This window comes from Glaciihabitans sp. dw_435 (assembly GCF_018449675.1).
Lineage (GTDB): Bacteria > Actinomycetota > Actinomycetes > Actinomycetales > Microbacteriaceae > Glaciihabitans.
Genome location: NZ_JAAVUZ010000002.1, coordinates 245144 through 267068, shown reverse-complemented (window position 1 = coordinate 267068; position 21925 = coordinate 245144). Strand labels below are relative to the sequence as shown.

At 66.6% G+C, this 21925-nt stretch carries 18 protein-coding genes; 13 read left to right on the top strand and 5 right to left on the bottom strand.

The genetic code is table 11. The features are described 5' to 3' along the window. Nucleotides 1-96 precede the first annotated feature (96 nt). Nucleotides 97-726: a nucleoside triphosphate pyrophosphatase gene (locus HB677_RS04065; protein WP_213814389.1), complete on the bottom strand. Its 630-nt coding sequence runs from the start codon at nucleotides 724-726 to the stop codon at nucleotides 97-99. Nucleotides 727-747: 21 nt separating this feature from the next. Here HB677_RS04065 and HB677_RS04060 point away from each other — a divergent pair, with 21 nt between their 5' ends. The 4 genes from HB677_RS04060 to HB677_RS04045 are packed head-to-tail and all read left to right on the top strand — an operon-like array spanning nucleotide 748 to nucleotide 5089. Beyond that, nucleotides 748-1974 carry a class I SAM-dependent RNA methyltransferase gene (locus tag HB677_RS04060; protein ID WP_213814388.1) on the top strand — a complete coding sequence of 409 codons (1227 nt, stop codon included), beginning with the start codon at nucleotides 748-750 and terminating at the stop codon, nucleotides 1972-1974. Nucleotides 1975-2026: 52 nt separating this feature from the next. Next, nucleotides 2027-2737 (top strand): response regulator transcription factor, encoded by a 711-nt coding sequence (locus HB677_RS04055; RefSeq protein WP_213814387.1) that lies wholly within the window; start codon nucleotides 2027-2029, stop codon nucleotides 2735-2737. Continuing rightward, a complete protein-coding gene (locus HB677_RS04050; protein ID WP_213814386.1) occupies nucleotides 2727-4052 on the top strand; it encodes a sensor histidine kinase in 1326 nt (441 codons plus the stop codon). Before HB677_RS04055 ends, HB677_RS04050 begins: the two co-directional genes overlap by 11 nt. Then, entirely contained in the window at nucleotides 4049-5089 is a 1041-nt protein-coding gene (locus HB677_RS04045) for a hypothetical protein (protein WP_213814385.1), read from the top strand. The genes HB677_RS04050 and HB677_RS04045 overlap by 4 nt, the downstream gene beginning before the upstream one ends. 689 nt (nucleotides 5090-5778) lie before the next feature. Here the strand turns inward: HB677_RS04045 and HB677_RS04040 are convergent. After that, nucleotides 5779-6117, bottom strand: coding sequence for an acyl-CoA carboxylase subunit epsilon (locus tag HB677_RS04040; protein ID WP_213814565.1), 339 nt, complete (start codon nucleotides 6115-6117; stop codon nucleotides 5779-5781). After that, nucleotides 6117-7748, bottom strand: coding sequence for an acyl-CoA carboxylase subunit beta (locus HB677_RS04035; RefSeq protein WP_213814564.1), 1632 nt, complete (start codon nucleotides 7746-7748; stop codon nucleotides 6117-6119). The genes HB677_RS04040 and HB677_RS04035 overlap by 1 nt, the downstream gene beginning before the upstream one ends. A 222-nt stretch (nucleotides 7749-7970) precedes the next feature. Here HB677_RS04035 and HB677_RS04030 point away from each other — a divergent pair, with 222 nt between their 5' ends. From HB677_RS04030 to HB677_RS04010, 5 genes are all read left to right on the top strand, one after another. Further along, the gene (locus HB677_RS04030) at nucleotides 7971-8672 is read left to right on the top strand and encodes a cytidylyltransferase domain-containing protein (RefSeq protein ID WP_213814384.1); all 702 of its coding nucleotides are present in this window, start codon (nucleotides 7971-7973) and stop codon (nucleotides 8670-8672) included. Nucleotides 8673-8748: 76 nt separating this feature from the next. Beyond that, a complete protein-coding gene (locus HB677_RS04025; RefSeq protein WP_213814383.1) occupies nucleotides 8749-9621 on the top strand; it encodes an N-acetylneuraminate synthase family protein in 873 nt (290 codons plus the stop codon). Then, on the top strand, nucleotides 9618-10865 hold the full coding sequence (locus tag HB677_RS04020; RefSeq protein ID WP_213814382.1) for a DUF6716 putative glycosyltransferase: 1248 nt from the start codon (nucleotides 9618-9620) through the stop codon (nucleotides 10863-10865). The genes HB677_RS04025 and HB677_RS04020 overlap by 4 nt, the downstream gene beginning before the upstream one ends. Next, the gene (locus tag HB677_RS04015; RefSeq protein WP_213814381.1) at nucleotides 10840-11721 is read left to right on the top strand and encodes a biotin--[acetyl-CoA-carboxylase] ligase; all 882 of its coding nucleotides are present in this window, start codon (nucleotides 10840-10842) and stop codon (nucleotides 11719-11721) included. The genes HB677_RS04020 and HB677_RS04015 overlap by 26 nt, the downstream gene beginning before the upstream one ends. A gap of 3 nt (nucleotides 11722-11724) precedes the next feature. Continuing rightward, a complete protein-coding gene (locus HB677_RS04010; RefSeq protein ID WP_218624469.1) occupies nucleotides 11725-12261 on the top strand; it encodes a PH domain-containing protein in 537 nt (178 codons plus the stop codon). 124 nt (nucleotides 12262-12385) lie between these two features. On the opposite strand, the gene HB677_RS04005 is transcribed toward HB677_RS04010, so the two are convergent. Next, nucleotides 12386-12901, bottom strand: a complete 516-nt coding sequence (locus tag HB677_RS04005) for a GtrA family protein (RefSeq protein ID WP_213814380.1) — start codon at nucleotides 12899-12901, stop codon at nucleotides 12386-12388. 106 nt (nucleotides 12902-13007) lie between these two features. Here HB677_RS04005 and HB677_RS04000 point away from each other — a divergent pair, with 106 nt between their 5' ends. From HB677_RS04000 to HB677_RS03990, 3 genes are all read left to right on the top strand, one after another. Then, complete coding sequence (locus tag HB677_RS04000; protein WP_213814379.1) at nucleotides 13008-14141, top strand: 5-(carboxyamino)imidazole ribonucleotide synthase; 1134 nt, start codon at nucleotides 13008-13010, stop codon at nucleotides 14139-14141. An 88-nt stretch (nucleotides 14142-14229) separates the two neighbouring features. Then, nucleotides 14230-14733, top strand: coding sequence for a 5-(carboxyamino)imidazole ribonucleotide mutase (purE, locus tag HB677_RS03995; protein WP_213814378.1), 504 nt, complete (start codon nucleotides 14230-14232; stop codon nucleotides 14731-14733). Next, entirely contained in the window at nucleotides 14730-16094 is a 1365-nt protein-coding gene (locus HB677_RS03990) for an LCP family protein (RefSeq protein ID WP_307852469.1), read from the top strand. Before purE ends, HB677_RS03990 begins: the two co-directional genes overlap by 4 nt. An 87-nt stretch (nucleotides 16095-16181) precedes the next feature. Here HB677_RS03990 and HB677_RS03985 read toward each other — a convergent pair whose 3' ends face one another. Next, nucleotides 16182-17339 (bottom strand): ROK family transcriptional regulator, encoded by a 1158-nt coding sequence (locus HB677_RS03985; protein ID WP_213814377.1) that lies wholly within the window; start codon nucleotides 17337-17339, stop codon nucleotides 16182-16184. 233 nt (nucleotides 17340-17572) lie between these two features. Between HB677_RS03985 and HB677_RS03980 the strand changes: the two genes are divergently transcribed. Then, nucleotides 17573-21820 carry a glycoside hydrolase family 3 C-terminal domain-containing protein gene (locus tag HB677_RS03980; protein ID WP_213814376.1) on the top strand — a complete coding sequence of 1416 codons (4248 nt, stop codon included), beginning with the start codon at nucleotides 17573-17575 and terminating at the stop codon, nucleotides 21818-21820. Nucleotides 21821-21925: the final 105 nt, after the last annotated feature.

Genomic DNA, 21925 nt, shown 5'->3' with positions numbered 1-21925 from the left:
GAGGGGTCTCATTTTGGTAGAACCGCACAGAAAGGTCTGAAGGACGCTGGAGCATCCCTACAAAGGCGACTGTCGTGGCGCGCGTCGAGCGAGGCGTCAGACCCTGTTCCACAGGCTCGGCCAGCTCACGTCGAACCCGACGAGCAGCTGCCGCAGCTGTGCGAGCGAGAGCCCGACGACGGCGTGCGGGTCGCCGCGCACCTCTGAGATAAAGGCGGCCCCGAGGCTGTCGATGGTGAAGGCACCCGCGACCTCGAGGGGCTCGCCGGTCGCGATGTAGGCGTCGATCTCATCATCGGAGATGTTCTCGGCGAACCGCACTGTCGTGCTGGACACCTCTCCGGATGACTCTGCCGCCACGCCACCACGGTGGTCGATCAGCCAGTGCCCCGAGTGCAGCGTGCCCTCGCGCCCACGCTGGTCGAGCCAGCGCTGCCGGGCTACCTCGGGAAGGTGGGGCTTTCCGTAGATCTCGCCGTCCAGCTCGAACGCCGAGTCCCCACCGAGGATGAACCCGTCGATGGGCTCGCCGCCCACCGTGCGTCCCACGACCGCCTCGGCCTTGAGGCGGGCGAGCAGCAGCACCATCTCCGGTCCGGTGAGCTCGCCGGCGGCGGCAACGGCGGCCTCCTCGTCGACGTTCGAGGCGAGCAAAACCGGCTCGATTCCGGCCGCGCGCAGCGTCGCCAGTCGTGCAGGCGAGGTCGAGGCGAGGTACAACCGCATTCAGACTCCTATGCTCGGGGGATGGGTGAAATGCAAGGAAAACAGGTCGAGCTCGAGGTTACCAACGTTGCCCACGGCGGCATATCGGTAGCGCGACTCGACGGCAGGGTCGTTTTCGTCAGCGACGCGATCCCCGGCGAGAAGGTTCTCGCGGAGATCACCGAAGACAATAAGAAGTCGTTCTGGCGCGCCGAAACGGTGCGCGTCATCGAGCCGAGCGAGCACCGCCAGACCCACATCTGGGATGCCGCCAGCGTCGACCGCGCTCCCGCCGACCGCGCGGGCGGTGCCGAGTTCGGCCACATCGAGATCGGGCACCAGCGCGAACTGAAGCGCCAGGTGCTCGCAGACGCCCTCAAGCGCATGGCCGGAATTGAGACGGATGCCTCGGTCGAGGCGATCCCCGGAGCCGAGAACGGCACCGGCTGGCGCACCCGTATCAGTCTTCACGTGGATGAGGACGGGCGACCCGGGCCGTACGCGGCCCGCTCGCACCGGGTCATCCCCGTCGATTCCCTCCCTCTCGCCACCGAGGAGGTGGCCGAGGCAGCGCCGCTCTGGGACCGCTTCGTCGGCGAGGAGCGCATCGACGTGCTCCAGCCCTCGACCGGTGGCGCCCGCCTGATCATCGGTCGGCAGAAACCCGTGACCATCCGTGAGGTCGTCGGCACGCGCGAATTCCAGCTGGACGACGGCGGATTCTGGCAGGTGCATTCGGCCGCGGCGACGACGCTGACCGAGGCCGTGCAGTCCGCCATTGACGGTGAGCTTTTCGACCCCAAGGCCGACAACCTCGACCTCTACGGCGGCGTCGGCCTGCTCGCGGCCGCGGTCGGCGACAGGTTTGGCAGCGGCGTGCGGATCACGACGGTGGAATCGGATGCCTCGGCCACCGAGCATGCCGGATACAACCTGTCCGACTGGGTGGGAGCGTCCGCGGTCACCGCGCGCGTGGAGCGCTGGATAGCCCGGATCGCGGCCACCGCGAGCGACACCGAACGCGCCCGGCTGCGCTCGGCGACGGTCGTTCTCGACCCGCCACGCGCGGGCGCCGGCAAGCAGGTTGTCGAGGCGCTGACGGCCCTTGAGCCGGTCCAACTCGTCTACGTGGCGTGTGATCCAGTGGCCTTCGCGCGCGACGTTGCACTGTTTGGCGAACGTGGATATCGTCTGTCGGGCCTGCGCGCGTTCGACCTCTTCCCCAACACTCACCACGTTGAGGCAGTCGGCACGCTCGTGCGCGCCTAGGCACCGATACGATAGGGGCAGAATCCGAGCGAGCATCGCTTGGAAAGGCGGGATGAACGTGGTTGAGACACCGGTAAACGGGAGTGAAATCACTCCACCATCTGCGGCGTTACGCGTCGCGGTGGTCGACGATCACGAATCAGTACGACTGGGACTCAAGGCAGCTTTCGTCGACGAGGGCTACCAGTTTGTTCTCGCGGCGGCGACCGTGCAAGAACTCGTTGACGGCCTCGCCGGACGCGAGGTCGACGTGGTCGTTCTCGACCTGTCCCTCGGTGATGGCTCGACCGTGACCGACAACGTCAAGCGCGTCCAGGCAACGGGATCAGCCGTGCTCGTCCACAGCATTGCCGACCGTGTCGCCAGTGTGCGGGAAGCCCTGGCGGCGGGCGCCGCCGGAGTCATCCCGAAGTCGTCCGCGACCAAGACCGTGATTGCCGCCGCGGCCTCCGTGGCCCGGGGCGAAGTGCTCAACAACCTCGAGTGGGCGAGCGCCATCGACGCCGACCGCGACTTCTCCAAGGCGCAGCTCGGTCGTCGCGAGCGCGAAATTCTTCACCTGTACGCCTCCGGCCTGCCGCTGAAGCTCGCCGCGCAGCAGCTGGGCATCGGCTACTCGACGGCCCGCGAGTACCTCGACCGTATCCGGGTCAAGTACGTCGAAGTGGGGCGCCCGGCGCCCACCAAGGTGGATCTGCTGCGCCGTGCGGTAGAGGACGGCATCCTGCCCGGCCTCGACCCGGATGGCGGCGATGGCCGCTAACGCGGCGGACATCCGCACGCCTGCACCCCTACCCGCGCCGGGGAAGCAGCCCCGCAACCCGATCAGTCGCCGACAGGTCGAGGCCGTCATCTCGCGCTCCGTCGCGGTGTTCGGACTCGTTTTCGGCGTCCAGGCGGTTCCCACGCTGCTCTCGCAGCTGGATCAGTCCGAGCCGGCCTGGCTGTACCCCACCCTGATTGTCTTTGTCGTCACGTTGGTGGCCGCATTCCTGGCATCCATTTTCCGGCGCGCGGTGCGATTCAGCCACGGCGTCGTGTCGGTGGTCTACCTGGTCGCGCTGCTGACGTGGCCGTTCTTCATCTCCGATCTGTCGAAGGTGCACAACGAGAACCACTGGCTCTACCTGATGCTCACCGTTGCCACGGCGACGGCGGCCATTGGATTCTCGACCCGCGCGGCGGGGATCTACCTCTTCTCGGTGCCGATCATTTACGGAATCATCCGCACGCAGCCCGCCGGTGGTGGCGCGACCGTCCCGGCGGCCATCCTCGACGTCGTGTACTCGATCATCCTCGGAGGGGCGGTCATGGTGATCGTCACGATGCTGCGGCAGGCGGCGGCGTCGGTCGACCGTGCGCAGGCGACGGCGATCGACAGGTATGGCCATGCCGTACGCCAGCACGCCACGGAAATCGAGCGGGTGCAGGTCGACTCGATCGTGCACGACTCCGTTTTGACCACTCTGCTGTCGGCGGCCCGGGCATTCACGCCGGAGGCGAAGACGCTCGCGGCGACCATGGCCGGCAATGCGATCGCACAGCTCCACGACGCGGCGCTGGTGTCCCCGGACGACGGGACGACGGTGCGGTTGCGCGACGTCGCGGGGCGGATTCGGGATGCCGCTGCGGGCATGTCACCCCCTCTGGGACTGCTTACCCGTGACATCGGGCCCAAGTCGCTTCCCGTGCAGGCGGGAGAGGCCGTCTACGCCGCGGCTGTCCAGGCCATGGTCAACAGCCTGCAGCACGCCGGACGGCCGGATACGGTGCAACGTTGGCTCAGCATCCACGGGGTGGGCACCGCGGGAATCCAGGTCGAAGTCGGCGACACCGGCGAGGGCTTTGTGCTCGAAAACGTTCCCACCGAGCGGCTGGGTGTGCGGGTGTCCATCATTGAGCGGGTCTGGAACGCCGGCGGCTACGTCGACATCGACTCGGTTCCGGGTGAGGGCACGATCGTCACGATCCGGTGGCCGTTCGCGGAGGCACCGGATGGCTCTCCCCTGAGCGGCACCACCGAGCCCTCGCCCTCCGCTCCCAGTGATGCAACCCCCGACGACGGGCGCGGACGATGAACATTGGTGTTCCCCGCTATGTGATCGTCGCGATGGCGGCGCTCTTCTCCGCGTACCACCTGGTGCTCGCGGTCTACTCGATGACGCAGGGGATCCCCGCGTCCGACGGTCCGATTATCGCCGCGATGGCGTTGTACCTCGTCGCCACCGTGCTGAGCCTCGGCCCGTGGGGACCGGCGCGGATGCCGCCGTGGCTCGCGGCATTCAACCTGGCCGTTGTCGTCGCCCTGCCGCTGCTCGTCACCCACGAGCTCGACCCGAACCGCGAGGGGGGCAACGGCTACGCCACCTGGTACGTCGCGGCCGTCGGAACGCTCATGACGATCACGTCGACCCGTCGTCGCTACGCCGTGGCGTGGACGGGCGTCTCGTTCCTCGTGCTGCAGACCGTCCTATGGGCCGGCGTCGGCGGGATTGTCTCCATTGGTGTCATCGGCAGTGTGTCGTGGGTGGCGGTGGCTCACATCCTGAGCTCCGGCATGGCCAAGGCCTCCCGGGACGCGCAGCGGTTCGCGCTCGCCGAACGGGAGGCGACCGATTGGCAGGCCGCCCAGGAAGCCCACATTTTCGAGCGGCAGTTCCGCCTCAACCAGACAAGCGCGATGGCCCTGGTGATGCTTCGTACCATCCAGCGCAGCAACGGCAACCTCACCGACGAGGAACGCCTCGAGTGCCTGCACCTCGAGGGAGCCATCCGCGACGAGATCCGTGGACGCAAACTCCTCAACGACGCCGTGCGCGCCCAGGTAATGGCCGCGCGACGCCGTGGCGCGACGGTGACGCTCCTCGACGAGGGAGGCATCGACGACCTCAGCGACGAAGAACTCGACCGTGTGCTCAACCGCCTGGCCTCTGCCCTCGAAAGCACGGATGCCGACAAGGTCATCGCGCGCACGGTTCCGGAAGGCTCGGACACGGCCATCACCGTCGTCGGGCTGCGCACCGTGGGAGATGGCAGCGCGAGCGCCCTCGGACAGGAGTCCCTCGAGGACGACGAGGTCGACCTGTGGCTGGAGATCAAACGCACGGTCGGCTGACCTCACGGGCGGCTGTTTCGCGTCTGCGAGCTCGGCGACTCGGGCGGGTGATCCGCCGCTGCCAGCTGACTCTCGCGGGAGGCTGTTCGGCCTCGGCCGGCTGTCCGAGTCGCACTACGAAGCCCGCGCGGGCGCAACGGCCGTTAACTAACAACAGGACCAGAGGAAACCTCTGGCCCTGTTGTCAAGATTCGAGTCAGGGCAATAACCCGAATATTGCCCTGACTCGCCCCCAAGTCATTGGCCCGCTTACCCTAGTCGGCCAATGATCTGGTGGTGTAACTCGATGAGAGACACCTAGCAAGATCAATATTGGTAAAAAACAGAGTACCGCACAGTCGTCATTTTGGGGGACACGTGGGGGACATTTCTTGGCCCCTACCGGTCCCTGGGCCGCGGAGAACGCCGAGCGGAACGTCGAAAGCGGGGTACACCGTGTATTCTAGTGACCATATCAACAGCGACCGCCGCGCGGAACCCTCTATTTCGTCATTCTTCACCACGGAATCCGCAATTGTCCCCGCTGTACCCGTACGCGCGACGCTGGAGAGAAAGAAGGCGGCGAAGCGGGGAAAAGTGGTGGCGAACGCAGGGCCGAGAGCAGCGGCGACCGCGGTGGGAAAGCGGCAGGGCAATCCCCGGGAAAGCGGTCGCTAACGCCGGGGCGAAGCGATCACGCGACGGCGGCGTTAGCCGGCGAAGCCGCGCCAGTTGCCCGCTCCGGGCACCAGCGGCTTGCGGATGTCCCGCTGGCTCTTGTTCCACGCGGAGGGGCCGGCAGGCGTCGCTCGCCCGAGCTCGCCGGCGAGTTCCTCCAGCACGCCGGAGAGCACAGCGGTGACCGCGGCGATCTCGATGTCCGTGGGGTTGCCCGAGACGACCCGAATGGCGGACTCGACGGCGGTCGGATCCTCGGGGGGCGCGTTGGTGTCGCCGGGCGTGCCGGTGACGGTGGACGGGGCATCCACGTCCGCACCGTTTGTTGCGTCCGCGTCATCCACGCTGGGCGCCGCGTGCTTGCCGGCCATCACAGGGGGATGTTTCCGTGCTTCTTGGGCGGCAGCGTTGCGCGCTTCGTCTTGAGCGCGCGCAGGGCCTTGACGACGGCAACGCGGGTGGCGGCCGGCTCGATGATGCCGTCCAGTTCGCCACGCTCCGCCGCGAGGAAGGGGGATGCCACGTTGTAGGTGTACTCGTTGGCGAGACGGGTGCGCACGGCCGCGACATCCTCGCCCGCAGCCTCCGCCGCCTTGATCTCGTTGCGGTAGAGAATGTTGACGGCGCCCTGTCCACCCATAACCGCGATCTCGGCGGTGGGCCAGGCGTAGTTGAGGTCGGCACCGAGCTGCTTGGAGCCCATCACGATGTAAGCCCCGCCGTACGCCTTGCGGGTGATGACGGTGACGAGCGGCACGGTGGCCTCGGCGTACGCGTAGAGGAGCTTGGCTCCGCGGCGGATGACGCCCGTCCACTCCTGGTCGGTGCCGGGCAGGTAGCCGGGCACGTCGACGAGGGTGAGGATCGGGATGGAGAACGCGTCGCAGAAGCGAACGAAGCGCGAGGCCTTCTCGCCGGCGTCGATGTTGAGGGTTCCCGCCATGGCGTTCGGCTGGTTGGCGACGATTCCGACCGAGCGTCCCTCGACGCGGCCGAAACCGACCACGATGTTGGGTGCAAACAGCGGCTGCGTCTCGAGGAAGTCGCCGTTGTCGACAATGTGCTCGATGATCGTCTTCATGTCGTAGGGCTGGTTCGGGGAGTCCGGGATGATCGTGTTGAGGCGACGGTCTTCGTCGGTGATCTCGAGGTCGACCTGGCTGTCGAAGGTCGGCAGCTCGGCGAGGTTGTTGTCCGGCAGGAAGCTGAGCAGCGTGCGCGCGTAGTCGAGGGCGTCGTCCTCGTCGCTGGCGAGGTAGTGGGCGACACCGGAAATCTTGTTGTGCGTCAGAGCTCCACCGAGCTCCTCCATGCCGACGTCCTCGCCGGTGACGGTCTTAATGACGTCGGGGCCGGTCACGAACATCTGGCTGGTCTTGTCGACCATGATGACGAAGTCGGTCAGCGCGGGGGAGTACACGGCGCCACCGGCGGCCGGTCCCATGATGATGGAGATCTGGGGGATGACCCCGGAGGCCTGGGTGTTGCGGCGGAAGATCTCGCCGTACTTGCCGAGGGCGACAACGCCCTCCTGGATGCGCGCTCCGCCGGAGTCGAGCATCCCGATGATGGGGACGCCGGTCTTCAGCGCGAGGTCCATGACCTTGATGATCTTCTCGCCGGCGACCTCGCCGAGCGATCCGCCGAAGATGGTGAAGTCCTGGCTGTAGATGGCGACCTGGCGACCGTGGATCGTTCCGGTACCCGTGACGACGGCGTCACCGTAGGGGCGCTTGTTCTCCATGCCGAAGGCGTGCGTGCGGTGACGGACGAACTCGTCCAGCTCGACGAACGACCCGTGGTCGAGCAGCTGCTCGATACGCTCGCGGGCTGTCTTCTTGCCCTTGGAATGCTGCTTCTCGATGGCGGCTTCACCACTGGCGGTGACCGCCTCGTGGTAGCGAACCTTCAGGTCGGCAAGCCTGCCCGCCGTCGTCGCCAGGTCGGCTTTGGCCTGGTCCGCAGCGGCAGAGTCTGTGGTGGAGAGATCGGGGCGTGCAATGTCGTCAGTCACGCCCCCACTTTACTGGGCAGCCCCCACGCGGACCCTGTGGAGGGTTCCTACAGAGAAATCGTCTGATCTGAGGTGAAATCACCGCACACCCGTTGTTAACCTTCCGTCAACCGGTGCAACACCCTCTCGACATAGCGTTTCAGGATGCCGGCACCACGATGTGGCCACCGTCATCCGAGAGTCGTCCGTCGGACCAGAAGAGGGAACATCATGAGGAGCTCGCGCCAGGCACGCGTCGCGGCCATCATCCCCGTCCGCGGCGGATCCAAGGGCATTCCCGGCAAGAACCTCCGCGAGGTCGGAGGCGTGTCGTTGGTTGAGCGCGCGGTGAACGCGGCGCTCGCGACATCCACCATCGATGTCGTCTACGTCACCACCGACGACGCCGCCATCGCGCAGACCGCCGTCGGGGCCGGTGCGATCGTCATCGACCGTCCGGCAGAGCTTGCACACGACACCGCCAGCTCCGAATCGGCGCTGCTGCACGCCCTCGATGAGATCGACCGCACGGTGGGTGCCCCGGAGGTCACGGTCTTCATTCAGGCCACGAGCCCTTTTATTCGAGCGGATGACCTGGATGCCGCTGTCACCCGGGTGCTGCGCGGCGACGACGACGTGGTGTTTTCGGCCCTTGAGACCTATGCCTTCCTCTGGAAGAAGACACCGGCCGGAGCCGTCGGGGTCAACCACGATCACTCCTTCCGTCCCCGCCGTCAGGACCGCGAACCGCACTACCAGGAGACCGGCGCGTTTTACGTGATGCGCACCACGGGATTCCGGGCCGCGCGCTTCCGCTTCTTCGGAACCGTCGGCATTGCCGAGGTGGACGAGCGGGACGCGATCGAGATCGACACGATGGACCAGCTCACGCTCGCATCGCTGATGTCGGGCCTCAGCGGCTCGTCACGCTGATTCGCCCCCACTTTTCTGCCGCCCACGATTTTTCGGCCCCACTCCATTCACCACCTGATCAGGAAGCGAACACCCCATGACCGTAACGATCGGCGTGAACGATATCGGCACCACCAACCCCGTCTATGTGATCGCGGAGATCGGGCTGAACCACAACGGATCCGTTGACCTCGCCAAGCAGCTCATCGATGTCGCCGCCGACGCGGGTGCTCAGGCCGTCAAGTTCCAGAAGCGCACCCCCGACATCTCGACGCCCGAGCACATGAAGGCAGTGCCGCGGTCCACACCGTGGGGCGAAATGACCTACCTGGACTACCGCTACCGCGTCGAGTTCAACCGCGAGCAGTACATCGAGATCGGTGACTACGCCACGCTCCGCGGTCTCGACTGGTTCGCCTCGCCGTGGGACGAGCCGGCTGCCGAGTTCCTCGAGGAGCTCAACGTCGTTGCCCACAAGGTCGCCTCCGCGTCGGTCACCGACTCCGGCCTGCTGCGCCTACTCGCGGCAACGGGAAAGCCGGTCATCCTGTCGACGGGTATGTCGACGCTCGAGCAGATCGATGCCGCTGTCGACATCCTCAACCCCGACAAGCTGATCATCCTGCACGCGACCTCCACCTACCCGCTGCCGCCCGAGGAGGCGAACCTGCGCATGATCACGACGCTGCAGGAGCGCTACGTGGGCATCCCCATCGGGTACTCGGGACACGAGCGTGGCCTGCAGATCTCGCTGGCCGCCGTCGCGTTGGGTGCGGTTGCCGTTGAGCGTCACATCACCCTGGATCGCGCCTCGTGGGGCTCGGACCACGAGGCATCCCTCGAACCGCAGGGGCTGACCGAGCTGGTGCAGGACATCCGCATCCTGGAGCAGGCCATGGGTGACGGCGTCAAGCGCGTCTTCCCGGGCGAGCTCGCTCCGCTGGCGAAGCTCCGCCGCGTCACCGCGTGAGGGTAATCGCGGTCGTCGACTCCGACTCCTATGTGAAATGGGGAGCCGCGGTGTTGGCTGCATTGCCGAGGGAGTGGCTCAAGTCGCTCGTGCTGGTCGCGACGCCGATCGCGCCCAGCGACGCCCAGTTGCAGACGGCGCTGGCCGGAAGCGGTTTCGCGGCGTCCGACGCCCTGCGACTGGAGCTGCCGGCGATCGTCGACCTCGTGCGGGAGCAGCAGCCCGATGTGGTGCTGCTCTCGCTGCGGGGACCGGTGGCGTCGGTGGTTGCCCGCGACATTTACGACGTGACTGCGAAGCGACCCGTGATCGTCAGTGGCCTTCCCGGTATCTCGGTGCCGGCGACTCGGCCGGCGATCCGGTATCGCACGCAGGCCGACCTGTTCCTGCTGCACAGCAAGCGTGAGGTGCGCGAGTTCCGGCAGCTCGCCGTCGAACTCGAGGCCGCGCAGACCTTCGCGCTGGCCGAGCTGCCCTTCCTGCAGCGCTCCGTGCCGCGCGAGGTGAGCGGGCGCAGGGATGTCATCTTCGCCGCGCAATCGATCGTCCCGGCGGACCGGGTGGACCGGGTGCGGTTGCTCGGATGGCTGAGTGAGCTTGCCACGAGGCATCCCGAACTGCGTGTCGTTATCAAGGTGCGTGCCGTCGCCGGGGAGGTACAGACGCACGAAGAGCACGACAGCTACCCCGACCTGCTCGCCTCTCTCGGCACGACACCCGACAACCTGGTGGTGGCCTCCGGTCCCATGGGCGGGTACCTCGACCAGGCCGTCGGCTTCGTGACCGTGAGCTCGACGGCGGCGATCGAAGCGCTCGCGGCGGGGGTGCCGGTGATCGCGGTCGACGACTTCGGGGTCGGGCCCGAACTCATCAACGAGGTGTTCGTCGGCAGCAACCTGCTCGCCGGATCCGACGACCTGGTGAACGCCCGCTTCCGTACCGTCAGTGACGTGTGGCTCGACGACAACTACTTCCACGATCCCGCCGACAGCGACTGGCTGCGCGTGCTCGACGAGTTGCTCGAGGCGCGGGCCGCGGGCCGGCTGCCCCGGCACGAGCCCTGGCTGCTCGGGCGCGGTGGGGAATTCCGGCGGGCGTGGGAACGCAAGCGCGCCCTCGGCAAATACGACAGAAGCGCGTCTGGCAGGTTGGCGGGAGTTGTCTGGCTTCCGGTGCGTACTGGCGTGCGTGCGGCGCGGGGCGTTCTACGCTGGAGCGGTGTTCTGGCAAAAAAGCAGGTCTGAGTCCGCAAAGTTCGTCGCGCTCGATGAGATCGGGTCGACCAACGACTTTCTGGCCGGATCTGCGAGAGAAGCGGATGCCTCGGGCGCCCGCGACACCGACGAGCCTCACTTCTCCGTGGTGGTCACCACCAGTCAGACCGCCGGGCGCGGTCGGCTCGGACGCGTCTGGGTTGCCCCACCCGGCAAGACCCTCGCCGCCTCGGTGCTGCTGCGACCGCGTCTGGCGGACGGTTCCCCGCTCCCGCTCGAGCACTTCGGCTGGCTGCCCCTGATCGCCGGCCTCGCGATGACCCGCGCCGTGCGTCGCGTGCTCGCCGAGGCCAGCGAGATTGACGTTGCCCTCCCGGTGGACGGCGAAGCGATCCCGGACGCCCCGGTCGTGGGTCTCAAGTGGCCGAACGACGTGCAGATCGACGGGTTCAAGGTGTCTGGCCTGCTCGCCGAGCTGCTGCCCTCCGGCGATTCCGTGATCATCGGGTCTGGCCTCAACCTCACGATGACCGCGGACGAGCTGCCGGTCCCGACCGCGACGTCGCTGTTGCTCGCGGGAGCGCGGGGCGCATCCAGCACGATGGGCGACGACGCCCTCGCCTACTACCTCACCGAGCTGCGCACCCTCACCACGCGCTTCGTCACCTTCGACGGGGACGCCGACGCCAGTGGCATCCGCACCGCCATCTCCGACGAGTGCACGACACTCGGCCAGCCGGTGCGCGTGGAACTGCCCGGGGGAGACTTCCTTGTCGGAACCGCGACGGGCCTCGACTCCACCGGACGCCTCGAAGTGAGGGAATCACAGGATGGTCCCGTTACGTCTGTCGCCGCTGGTGACGTGACCCATCTGCGGTATGAATAAGGCATGTCAGAGCCAGCCCAGACCCCAGAAGCCGTCGTGGTGCGTGTGCGCCCGCACGGCAGGGCCATGTTCTGGCCCAGTCTGGCGCTGATCGCCGTGGCCGGTGCGACCGGCTACTTCTACGGCTGGTTTGACGAGCAGTGGCAGAACCTCGCCGTGCTGGGCGCTGCGGCGCTCGCCGTGCTGTTGCTGTGGCTGCTGCCGTTGCTCGGATGGCTTGGCCGCAACTACACGATTACGACGCGGCGGGTCATCCTGCGCAGCGGTTTTTTCGTTCGGGTGCGCCAGGAGTTGCTGCACAGCCGCGGCTACGACGTAACGGTGCGCAAGACGGCGCTGCAGAGCATGTTCCGCAGCGGTGACGTGCAGATCAACGCGGGTCTCGACCACCCGATCGTGTTGCGGGATGTCTCGAGCGCCGACCTTGTGCTGGCCGTGCTGCACGACCTGATGGAGACCAGCCAGAACAGCGTGTCCGTCCAACGGCAGCAGACCGAGGCGCACGCGTCCGACGAGACGACGGCCTGGGGCGTTCGCTAGACCGCCGCCATTCCCGCGACCGCGTTTTCCGGGTGGCGGGAGTCAACGCAGGGTTTGGCGGGAGATCGTGGCACGCGGCGGGGGTTATAGCTCCCGCCAGTCGCCAGTTTCTCCCTCCGGGTTGTCAGGCGGTGGGGATCTCCCCGGTGAACTGCGTGGCTCCGTGCTGCAGGGCGAGCTCGTCGCGGCGCTCCGCAGCGCGGGCGGCAGCTGCCGCGGTGCGTCGCGGGCTGAAGACCCAACTGCGGTAGAGCGCGAAGCGGAAGACAGTGCTGACGCCGAGCCCCACGATGTTGGAGATGTTGTCGGCGACCACCGAGGTGAACCCGAGCGCGTAGTGGGTGAACCACAGGATCGCGAGGCTGATGCCGAGCCCGACGAGGCTGACGGCGGCGAATTCGACGCCCTCGCGCACGGCCTTCGTGCTGCGTTCCTGGCCGAAGGTCCAGTAGCGGTTACCGATCCAGTTAACGAGGATGGCGACGCACGTCGAGATGATCTTTGCCCAGATGACGCCGGAGTGCAGGTTCTCCGGAGAGAACACGGTGGCCCGCAGCAGGTTGAATACCGCTGTGTCGACGATGAAGCCGACGGCCCCAACTGCGCCGAAGCGGATGAGCTGAGGTATGAGAGAACGCATGCATCCACCTGGACGATAGGGAAAGATAGGGATGTGGCGGTTGGCAGTCTAACCGCCCTGCTCAGTGGCTTCCTTTGAGAATGCCGCGCAACGTTACGGAGAACCGATGCCCTCGATCGTTGGCGTGATCGGCGGCGGACAGCTCGCCCGAATGATGATTCCTGCCGCTGTGGCTCTCGGCATCGAGATCCGCGTGCTGGCCGAAACCGAGGGAAGCCCCGCCGCGCTGGCCGCGACCCAGGTGGGCGACTACACCGACGCGGAGACCGTGCTCGCGTTCGCCCGTGGCGTCGACGTGGTGACCTTCGATCACGAACACGTACCGCAGTCCGTGCTGGCAGTGCTCCTGGAAAACGGCATCGCGGTTCATCCGTCTCCCACAGCCCTTGCGGTCGCCCAGGACAAGATCGTCATGCGCGAGCGCCTCGCGGCCCTCGGCCTCCCGGTGCCGGACTGGGCGCGCGTCGAGAACTCCGACGAGCTCGCGGTCTTCCTCGAGGCGCACGGGGGAGCGGCCGTGCTGAAGACCCCCACCGGCGGATACGACGGCAAGGGTGTGCGCGTCGTGCGCTCCGCCGCCGAGGCCGCGGACTGGTTTGCCGCGGGAGGGCCGCTGCTGGTGGAGGAGCTCGTCGAATTCCGTCGCGAGCTCGCCCAGCTCATCGCGCGCACGCCCTCCGGTGAGATCGGTGTCTGGCCCGTGGTCGAATCCGTGCAGCGTGATGGCGTCTGCGCCGAGGTCATTGCTCCGGCGCCGGGTGCCGCTGGTCGCATCGCCGACGTCGCCGCCGACATCGCCGTGACCGTCGCCCGCGAACTCGGTGTCACCGGCGTGCTCGCCGTCGAACTCTTTGAGACAACGGATGACCGTCTGCTGATCAATGAGCTGGCGATGAGGCCGCACAACACCGGGCACTGGAGCATCGACGGGTCGCGTACAAGCCAGTTCGAGCAGCACCTGCGTGCAGTGCTGGACCTGCCCCTCGGGGCGACGGGGTGCCACCGTGAATGGTCAGTGATGGTCAACATCCTCGGCGGTCCCGGGGCGGCCGATGAGAACTCGGGGCTCACGATGGTGGACCGCTACCCCGCGGCGTTCGCCGACCAGCCCACCGTGAAGGTGCACAGCTACAACAAGACACCCCGCCCGGGCCGCAAGGTCGGACACGTCACCGCGATCGGCGACGACCTCGACGAGGTCGTGTACCAGGCGCGGGCGTCGGCGGCCTTCTTCGAGTAGGCAGCCTGCCTCCGGGCCACCCTCCTCTGCCGCCGGACCGCAGACACGCAGCCCCGTCCGTCAGGAACCTCCATGGTGCTCGCCTACGATGGGGTGCATGTCCATCCCCCGCGTTGCCGTTGTCATGGGCTCCGACTCCGATTGGCCCGTCATGAGTGACGCGGCCTCCGCGCTCGCCGAGTTCGGGATCGAGGTGGAGGTCGAGGTGCTCTCGGCCCACCGCACCCCCGACAAGATGATCGCGTTCGGTCGGGCCGCAGCCTCCCGCGGCATCGGCGTCATCATCGCGGGAGCGGGCGGCGCCGCCCACCTGCCCGGCATGCTCGCCTCCGTCACCACCCTGCCCGTCATCGGCGTGCCCGTGCCGCTGTCCCGGCTCGACGGCCTCGACTCCCTCCTGTCCATCGTGCAGATGCCCGCGGGCGTGCCGGTCGCGACCGTGTCCATCGGTGGCGCACGTAACGCCGGGATCCTTGCCGTCCGCATTCTTTCGGTGACGGATGCCACGCTTGCCGCCAAACTCGCGGACTTCGCCAGCTCGCTGGAGGCCCTCGTCGCCGAGAAGAACGCGGCTCTCAAGTCGAGCCTGTGAGCGCTACACGCAGCGGCGCCCCGAACGCCGTCCGTAACCCGGACGTCAGTTCCCCGCGCCTGATGACCAAGCGGGCCTGGTGGCTCGTGGGACTCAACGTCCTCGCGCCCGGCTCCGCCCAGGTGCTCGCGGGCAACCGCAAGCTCGGCCGGTTCGGGCTGCGCACCACCTTCCTGCTCTGGTTCCTCATCATCGCGCTCGTGGTCGCCGCGATCCTCGCCCGGGTCGCCGTGCTGGGAGTGCTCACCAACTCGATCGCCCTCATCGTGGTGCAGGTGCTGCTCGTGCTCTACGCAGTGCTGTGGATCTGCCTCACCCTCGACACACTGCGCCTCGCGCGCCTCGGCCGGGCCAAGCCCGCCGCCCGCACCGGTATCGCCCTGTTCGCGGTGGTGCTCATGGTCGTCACCTCGGGCGTCGTCGCCTCCGGCGCGTACTACGCCGGTGTCACCCGCACCGCCATCGACAAGGTCTTCTCGGGCGGCACCTACGCCGACCCGATCGACGGGCGCTACAACATCCTGCTGCTGGGCGGCGACGCCGGCCCCGACCGCATGGGACTGCGTCCCGACAGCATCTCGGTCATCAGCATTGATGCCAACACCGGTGCCACCACGATCATCGGCATCCCGCGCAACATGCAGAAGGCTCCGTTTGTCGACGGATCGCCCCTGTACGGTCCGTACCCCAACGGCTACAACTGCGGCAACAATTGCCTGATCAGCTACCTGTATACCTATGGGCAGGAGCATCCGGATCTATATCCCAACGCCACCAGCGCAAGCAGCGACTCCCAGCCGGGAATCGAAGCGATGCGGGATGCCGCGGAGGGCGTGCTTGGCATCACGTTGCAGTACTACGTGCTGATTGACATGAAGGGCTTCTCCGACCTGATCGATGCCCTGGGTGGCATCACCATCACGTCGACGGAACGCCTGCCCATCAACGGTGGCGAGGACTCCAACGGACAGCCCATCAACGTAGACGGCTGGATCGAAAAGGGCACCCAGAAGATGGATGGCTACACCGCCCTCTGGTACGCCCGCGCCCGGCACGGCACGAGCGACTACGACCGCATGCGCCGCCAGCGCGACGTGCAGAGCGCGATCCTCACGCAGTTCGACCCGACCAACGTGCTCACCAAGTTCGAGGCAGTGGCCAAGGCGGGATCCAAGGTCGTCAAGACCGACATCCCGCAGGTCATGCTTGGCAAGTTCGTCGACCTCGGCACGAAGGCCAAGAACCAGAAGCTCACCAAGCTCGAGCTGTCGCCGCCGACGGTCAACATGATCACGCCGGACTTCGCGAACATCAAGACACTCGTAGCCAAGGCGATCGCGCCGATCAAGACGGGCGGCTAGACCCGGCTCATCAGTGTGCGAGACCGCCGCGAGCTGGCTGCCCCCTCGGCGCCGGGCGAGCCCCGCCGCGAGCTGGCTGCACCCCTGTCAGCGTCGGGCGAGTCCCGCCGCGAGCTGCAGCGCACCCACGAGCTCGGCCCGGATGCCCAGGCTCGCCGGCAGGATCTGCAGCGCCCGCGCCGTCGCCGGCTGCGAGTAGCGCTCGATCGACGCGGCGATGCCGCCGAGGAACTGAGGGCCCGTCGCCCCCAGCTCGCCGCCGATGATCACGGCCTCCGGGTTCAGCAGGTCGCACATGCTGGAGAGCACGCGTCCGACGATGCGGCCCGCCTCGATGAGAATGCGTGCCGTCACCTCGTCCGGTTCGCTCGCCAAATCGACATCACCGGGGTGGGCGTTCGGGTGGGTGTGCAGGACCTGGTCACGCACCGCCTGAATGGAAACGACGGCCTCGAGGCATCCACGATTCCCGCACCGGCAGGCCTCGGTGTGGCCCGACAGGTGGGTGTGACCGATCTCGCCCGCGATGCCCGACGTGCCGCGATAGGGGTGACCGCCGATGATGATCGCGGCGCCGATGCCGTGCGATGCCTTGACGTAGAGGAAGTTCGGGATGTCCCGGCCGGCTCCTGCCCGCAGCTCACCCACAGCCCCCAGAATCGCATCGTTCTCGATCTGTACCGGAACGCCGAGGCGGCGCTCAAGCTCGACGGCCGGTGCCAGGCCCACCCAGCTGGAGAGAATCGTCGAGGACTGCACAAGTCCCGAGCCGCGGTCGAGCGGGCCAGGGATTCCCGCGACGACGGAGGCGGGGCGGCCAAGCGAATGCTCGGCGATCAGGGTGATGGCGAGGTCCGCCGCGAGGTCCATCGCTTCGGACGCGAGAAGGTCCACGTCGACCTCCACATACCTCTCACCGAGGGGGCGCCCCAGCGCGTCGGCCACGGCGACCTGAATGTGGTTGTGCCCGAAGTCGATGCCGACGACGGGGTCACCGTTGGCCACCGCGATGAGGCTCGTCGCCGGACGTCCGCTTCCGGACCCTGGGCCCTTGTGCTTCTGCTCGGATTCCGCGACGCGGCCCTCGGCGACGAGACGACCGACGGCCTGGTTGACGGTGGTGCGGGACATCCCGGTGAGCACCACCAGCTCGGGGCGGGTGAGTTCGTTGCCCTCGGCGATGAGCTCGTAGAGATCATCGCGCGTGCGATCCCGCAAGGATACGCGGTCGAATGGGGCCTTCATGGGAAAACTATAGGTGTTTGCCTGATTGCGGCACATCCCGTCTCCGTTTTTTGCACCTAAAAAAGGCCGAAAGTGCCCCCCATTTGGGTGTGTATGGCCGTTGACAGTCCAATAGATGTGCAAATACGGTGAAGAGGCCTGCAGAGGCACGCATACTCGCGACAGTGACGTCCAGAGTGGGACGTTTTCGTGATCGCCCGTGTGCGTTGATCGTTGTCAGAGAGGACAACTCAATGCATGAAAATCCGCAACGCGGCAAACATGTCGTGTTCCGCTCCGCGGTAGCCCTGGGGGTCTCCGTGGCCCTCGCGGTATCCGGAGTCGCTGCCGCCCAGGCCGCAACCACCAATCCCAACCCCGGAGCTCTCGAGCTCGAGAACGGACAACTGTCGCGCACCGCGGCGACGCAGGGGATGGTGCTGCTCGAGAACCACGGGAGCGTGCTTCCGCTGGCCAAGACCGGCAACGTTGCCGTTTTCGGCGTTGGTTCCTACCAGACCGTCAAGGGCGGAACCGGGTCCGGCGCCGTCAACAACAGGTACGCGATCAACGTGCGCCAGGGCCTGACGAACGCTGGATATTCCATCACCACGAGTCCCGCGTATTACGACGCCATGAAGGCCGCGTACGACACGAAGTACCCGCCGACAACGGGTGGCAGCGGATTCGGGCCGACCGTCGACTACGCGTCGGTGGAGCAGGCACTCACCAGCACGACAGCCCAGCCCACGCAGCCCACGGACACGGCAGTCTTCGTGATCGCCCGTAACTCCGGTGAGGGCGCGGACCGCAGTTCCGGAAAGGGCGACTACCTCCTGACCGACATCGAGAAGGGTGACCTGCAAACCCTTGGCCAGACCTACAAGAAGGTCGTCGTTGTTCTCAACGTCGGCGGTGTTGTCGACACCGCGTTCTTTGACCAGATTAACGGTGCCGTCACCGACCCGGCCGGCGGGCAGGCGCTCGACTCGATGCTGCTCATGAGCCAGGCGGGTCAGGAGTCCGGCAACGCCGTCACCGACGTCCTCAATGGTTCTGTCACGCCGTCGGGAAAGCTCACGGACACGTGGGCATCGTCGTACAACTACTACCCGGCATCGGCCTCCTTCGCCACAAACGACGGATCCGCTCTGGAGGAGCAGTACAGCGAGGGCATTTATGTCGGCTACCGCTACTTCGACTCGCTCTACAAGAAGCTCAACCCGGCTGACCCGGCCAGTGTTGTCGACTACCCGTTCGGATACGGTCTCTCCTACACCGACTTCAAGCTCGACACCCAGAGCGTCACAGCGGACATGACGTCGGTCACCGCCAAGGTGAAGGTGACAAACGTCGGCACCACCTACAGCGGCAAGGACGTCGTTGAGGCGTACTTCTCTGCACCGCAGACCGGCCTGGACAAGCCGTACCAGGAGCTCGCGGGTTATGCGAAGACCGACGAACTCGCTCCCGGGGCGTCACAGACGGTGACCATCCGGTACAACACCGCGGACATGGCGTCGTACGACCAGTCCAAGGCGGCGTACACGCTGGAGGCGGGCGACTACCGCATCCGGATCGGGGAATCCTCGCGCAACACGCACGTGGAGTCGGTGCTGCACCTGGCGGCGACCACGATCACCGAACAGCTGGCCAACGAGGAGAACGACACCACCGTCGACACCGAGCTGACCAGTGACCCGGCCGATTTCTACGCCTACGACACCGAAAGTGCGGAGATCGCCGCTGCACCGGTCGTGACGCTGAACACCGCGGGCTACACCCCGGCGAACAACGCATCGGAGTTCGAACAGAACGTGTCCGTCGACTCGACGTCGCCGTACTACGCGCTGGACAAGGACAAGATCGGTTCGACGACGGCCTACGTGCCGGCGACGGGTGCCGACAACTGGGAGAACACCGGAGCGCCGTACGCGGCGAAGACCGGTGAGACCCTGAAGACGGTCACCACCGATCCGACGAAGACCCTGTTCGACGTGGCGAAGGGCACGACGACGCTGCAGCAGTTTGTTGCGGGTCTGAATGTCACGCAGCTGGCGAACATCGTCGAAGGCGCATCCGCTGCCGGTACGACGCTCACCGCAGTCGGCGCCGCCGGATACACCACCGCGAAGTACGAGTCGCTCGGCCTGCCGGGAATGACGCTCTCGGACGGTCCGGCCGGTCTGCGCATCACGCAGAAGATCGCAACCACCCCCGCCACGTACCAGTTCGGCACCGCGTGGCCGATCGGCACACTGCTCGCGCAGACGTGGGACCCGTCCCTCGTCAAGCAGGTGGCAACGGCCGTCGGTAAGGAAATGGCGGAGTACGGCGTTTCCCTCTGGCTCGCTCCGGGCATGAACATCCACCGCGACCCGCTCAACGGACGCAACTTCGAGTACTACTCGGAAGACCCGCTCATCGCGGGACTCACGGCAGCGGCCACCACCGCCGGCGTGCAGAGCGTTCCCGGCGAAGGCGTCACGATCAAGCACTTCTTCGCGAACAACCAGGAGACCCTGCGCACGACCACCAACGCGGTGATCAGTGAGCGGGCCGAACGGGAGATCTACCTGAAGGGCTTCGAGATCGCCGTCAAGAGCGCCCAGCCGATGGCGATCATGACCTCGTACAACAAGGTCAACGACACCTACACCTCGGGTTCCTACGACCTCAACACGGATATTCTCCGCGGTGAGTGGGGCTTCAAGGGTCTCGTGATGACGGACTGGGGCGCAGGCCCCCGCACCGGCGCCACCGGCGTGTACTACTCGGGTAACGACCTGATCGAGCCCGGCAACAACACGGCCGAGGTGATCAACGCGATCCGCAAGGTCGTACCGGCAATCGATTCCTCCGGTCTGCCCGTCTACAACAAGCTGACGACGCTGTCGAACAACCGCACGAGCTACACGTGGAGCTTCAACGGCCTCATCCCGTCGGCAACCGGCGCGGAGACCATCAGCACGCCGGTCACCGCGAGTACCGTCACTGCCGCGCCGAAGTCGGGTGCGACAATCCGCGACACCATCAACAACGAGACGTTCACGCCGAACGCCCCGTATGCCACGGTGGCGGATGCCTTTGCGGACGTGCAGTCCCTGCTCGCAGGAACCGCACTGAACGCCACCCAGAAGCCGGCGATCACGGTGACGGATGTCGTGCACCAGACCTCGGACCCCGGGTCGCCGGTCGTGTCGTACACCGTGAACGTTCGCGGCGACTACTCGGCAACCGGCTACAACCTGCGTCTCGGTGACCTGCAGCGCAGCGCGATGAACATCATGAACGTCGCGACGCAGACCGCCGGATTCGGACAGCTCGCCACCAACCAGGGCGTCTCGGGCATTACGGTTCGCCCGTACACCGGGCAGTTCACCAACCTGACGAGCTACCTGGATGTCACCAAGGGCAAGGTCATTCGCAACCAGACCGGCAACGGACCGACGGTAACCATTTCCGCCTCGGCTCCGGTTCCGGCCAGCGGCTGGTACAAGGCTCCTGTCACGATCACGGTGACGTCGAACGATGGCGACGCCCAGTCGTACATCGACGTCGACACCGGGGTGCTCACGAACTACACGGCTCCCGTCACCATCTCCACCGATGGGGAACACAAGGTTCGTGCGCTCGCCGTGAACGACGATGGTGCCTTCTCGGCCATCGCGTCCCTGAAGGTGAAGATCGACAGCATGGCTCCCGTCGCCACGGTGGTGTCGGCCGCCAATGGCAAGCTGTCGCTCGCCGCGACCGACGCCGGTTCCGGTGTCGCGTCGATCGAGTACTCGGTCGACGGCTTCACCTGGGCCACGTACACGGACCCGGTCACGATTCCCGGAACACCGCGTCTGGTGTCCTACCGGGCAACGGACGTGGCCGGCAATGTCAGCGCGGCGAACACCGTTGCCGTTGCCGCGGGTACGCCCACGGCGACAGCCCCGGTGATCACCACGCAGCCGAAGGCCGCAACCGTGGTCAACGCCGGTTCGAAGGTGACGCTCAGCGCGGCCGCCAAGGGCACGCCCAAGCCGACCGTCCAGTGGCAGGTCAGTGCCAACGGTGGCAAGACGTGGCTGAACCTCTCGAAGGCGACCAGCACGACGTTCACCATGACTGCCAACAGCAAGCTGTCCGGATACCTCTACCACGCGGTATTCACCAACAGCGCAGGCACGACGGTCTCGTCGAGCGCCAAGGTTACGGTCAAGGCCCTCACCAACGTCAGCATCGCGCTGACGAAGCCGAAGGTGAAGACTACGCAGCATGAGGTTGTGCGTGTGGTCGTTGCCCCGACGCTGTCGCGTCCCACCGGAACCGTCACCGTGCACTACGGTTCCAAGACCGCGACGATCGCCCTGACCTCGGCAAAGAAGGGGTACGTCTCCGTCACCCTTCCCACGCTGAAGAAGGGAACCTACAAGGTGTACGCGACGTACAACGGGAGCGCGACGTTCGCGCCGGACTCCTCGCGGACCGTCACACTCACCGTGGTGAAGTAACGCTTCACTAGAGCTGGCCCAGGGGGTGTTCCGCGAGAGCGGGGCACCCCCTGCGTCATGCGCGGGAGAGTGGATGCCCCGGGCGGCGCGCATCCCGTCCGCAAC

Bases quoted from the DNA above. Each gene is read 5' to 3' on its own strand.
- HB677_RS04060 (WP_213814388.1), top strand. From the start codon at position 748: ATGGGTGAAATGCAAGGAAAACAGGTCGAGCTCGAGGTTACCAACGTT.
- purE (WP_213814378.1), top strand. From the start codon at position 14,230: ATGGGGTGCATGTCCATCCCCCGCGTTGCCGTTGTCATGGGCTCCGAC.
- HB677_RS04065 (WP_213814389.1), bottom strand. From the start codon at position 726: ATGCGGTTGTACCTCGCCTCGACCTCGCCTGCACGACTGGCGACGCTG.
- HB677_RS04010 (WP_218624469.1), top strand. From the start codon at position 11,725: ATGTCAGAGCCAGCCCAGACCCCAGAAGCCGTCGTGGTGCGTGTGCGC.
- HB677_RS04045 (WP_213814385.1), top strand. From the start codon at position 4,049: ATGAACATTGGTGTTCCCCGCTATGTGATCGTCGCGATGGCGGCGCTC.
- HB677_RS04025 (WP_213814383.1), top strand. From the start codon at position 8,749: ATGACCGTAACGATCGGCGTGAACGATATCGGCACCACCAACCCCGTC.
- HB677_RS04055 (WP_213814387.1), top strand. From the start codon at position 2,027: ATGAACGTGGTTGAGACACCGGTAAACGGGAGTGAAATCACTCCACCA.
- HB677_RS04050 (WP_213814386.1), top strand. From the start codon at position 2,727: ATGGCCGCTAACGCGGCGGACATCCGCACGCCTGCACCCCTACCCGCG.
- HB677_RS04030 (WP_213814384.1), top strand. From the start codon at position 7,971: ATGAGGAGCTCGCGCCAGGCACGCGTCGCGGCCATCATCCCCGTCCGC.
- HB677_RS03980 (WP_213814376.1), top strand. From the start codon at position 17,573: ATGCATGAAAATCCGCAACGCGGCAAACATGTCGTGTTCCGCTCCGCG.
- HB677_RS03985 (WP_213814377.1), bottom strand. From the start codon at position 17,339: ATGAAGGCCCCATTCGACCGCGTATCCTTGCGGGATCGCACGCGCGAT.
- HB677_RS04005 (WP_213814380.1), bottom strand. From the start codon at position 12,901: ATGCGTTCTCTCATACCTCAGCTCATCCGCTTCGGCGCAGTTGGGGCC.
- HB677_RS04040 (WP_213814565.1), bottom strand. From the start codon at position 6,117: ATGGCCGGCAAGCACGCGGCGCCCAGCGTGGATGACGCGGACGCAACA.
- HB677_RS04000 (WP_213814379.1), top strand. From the start codon at position 13,008: ATGCCCTCGATCGTTGGCGTGATCGGCGGCGGACAGCTCGCCCGAATG.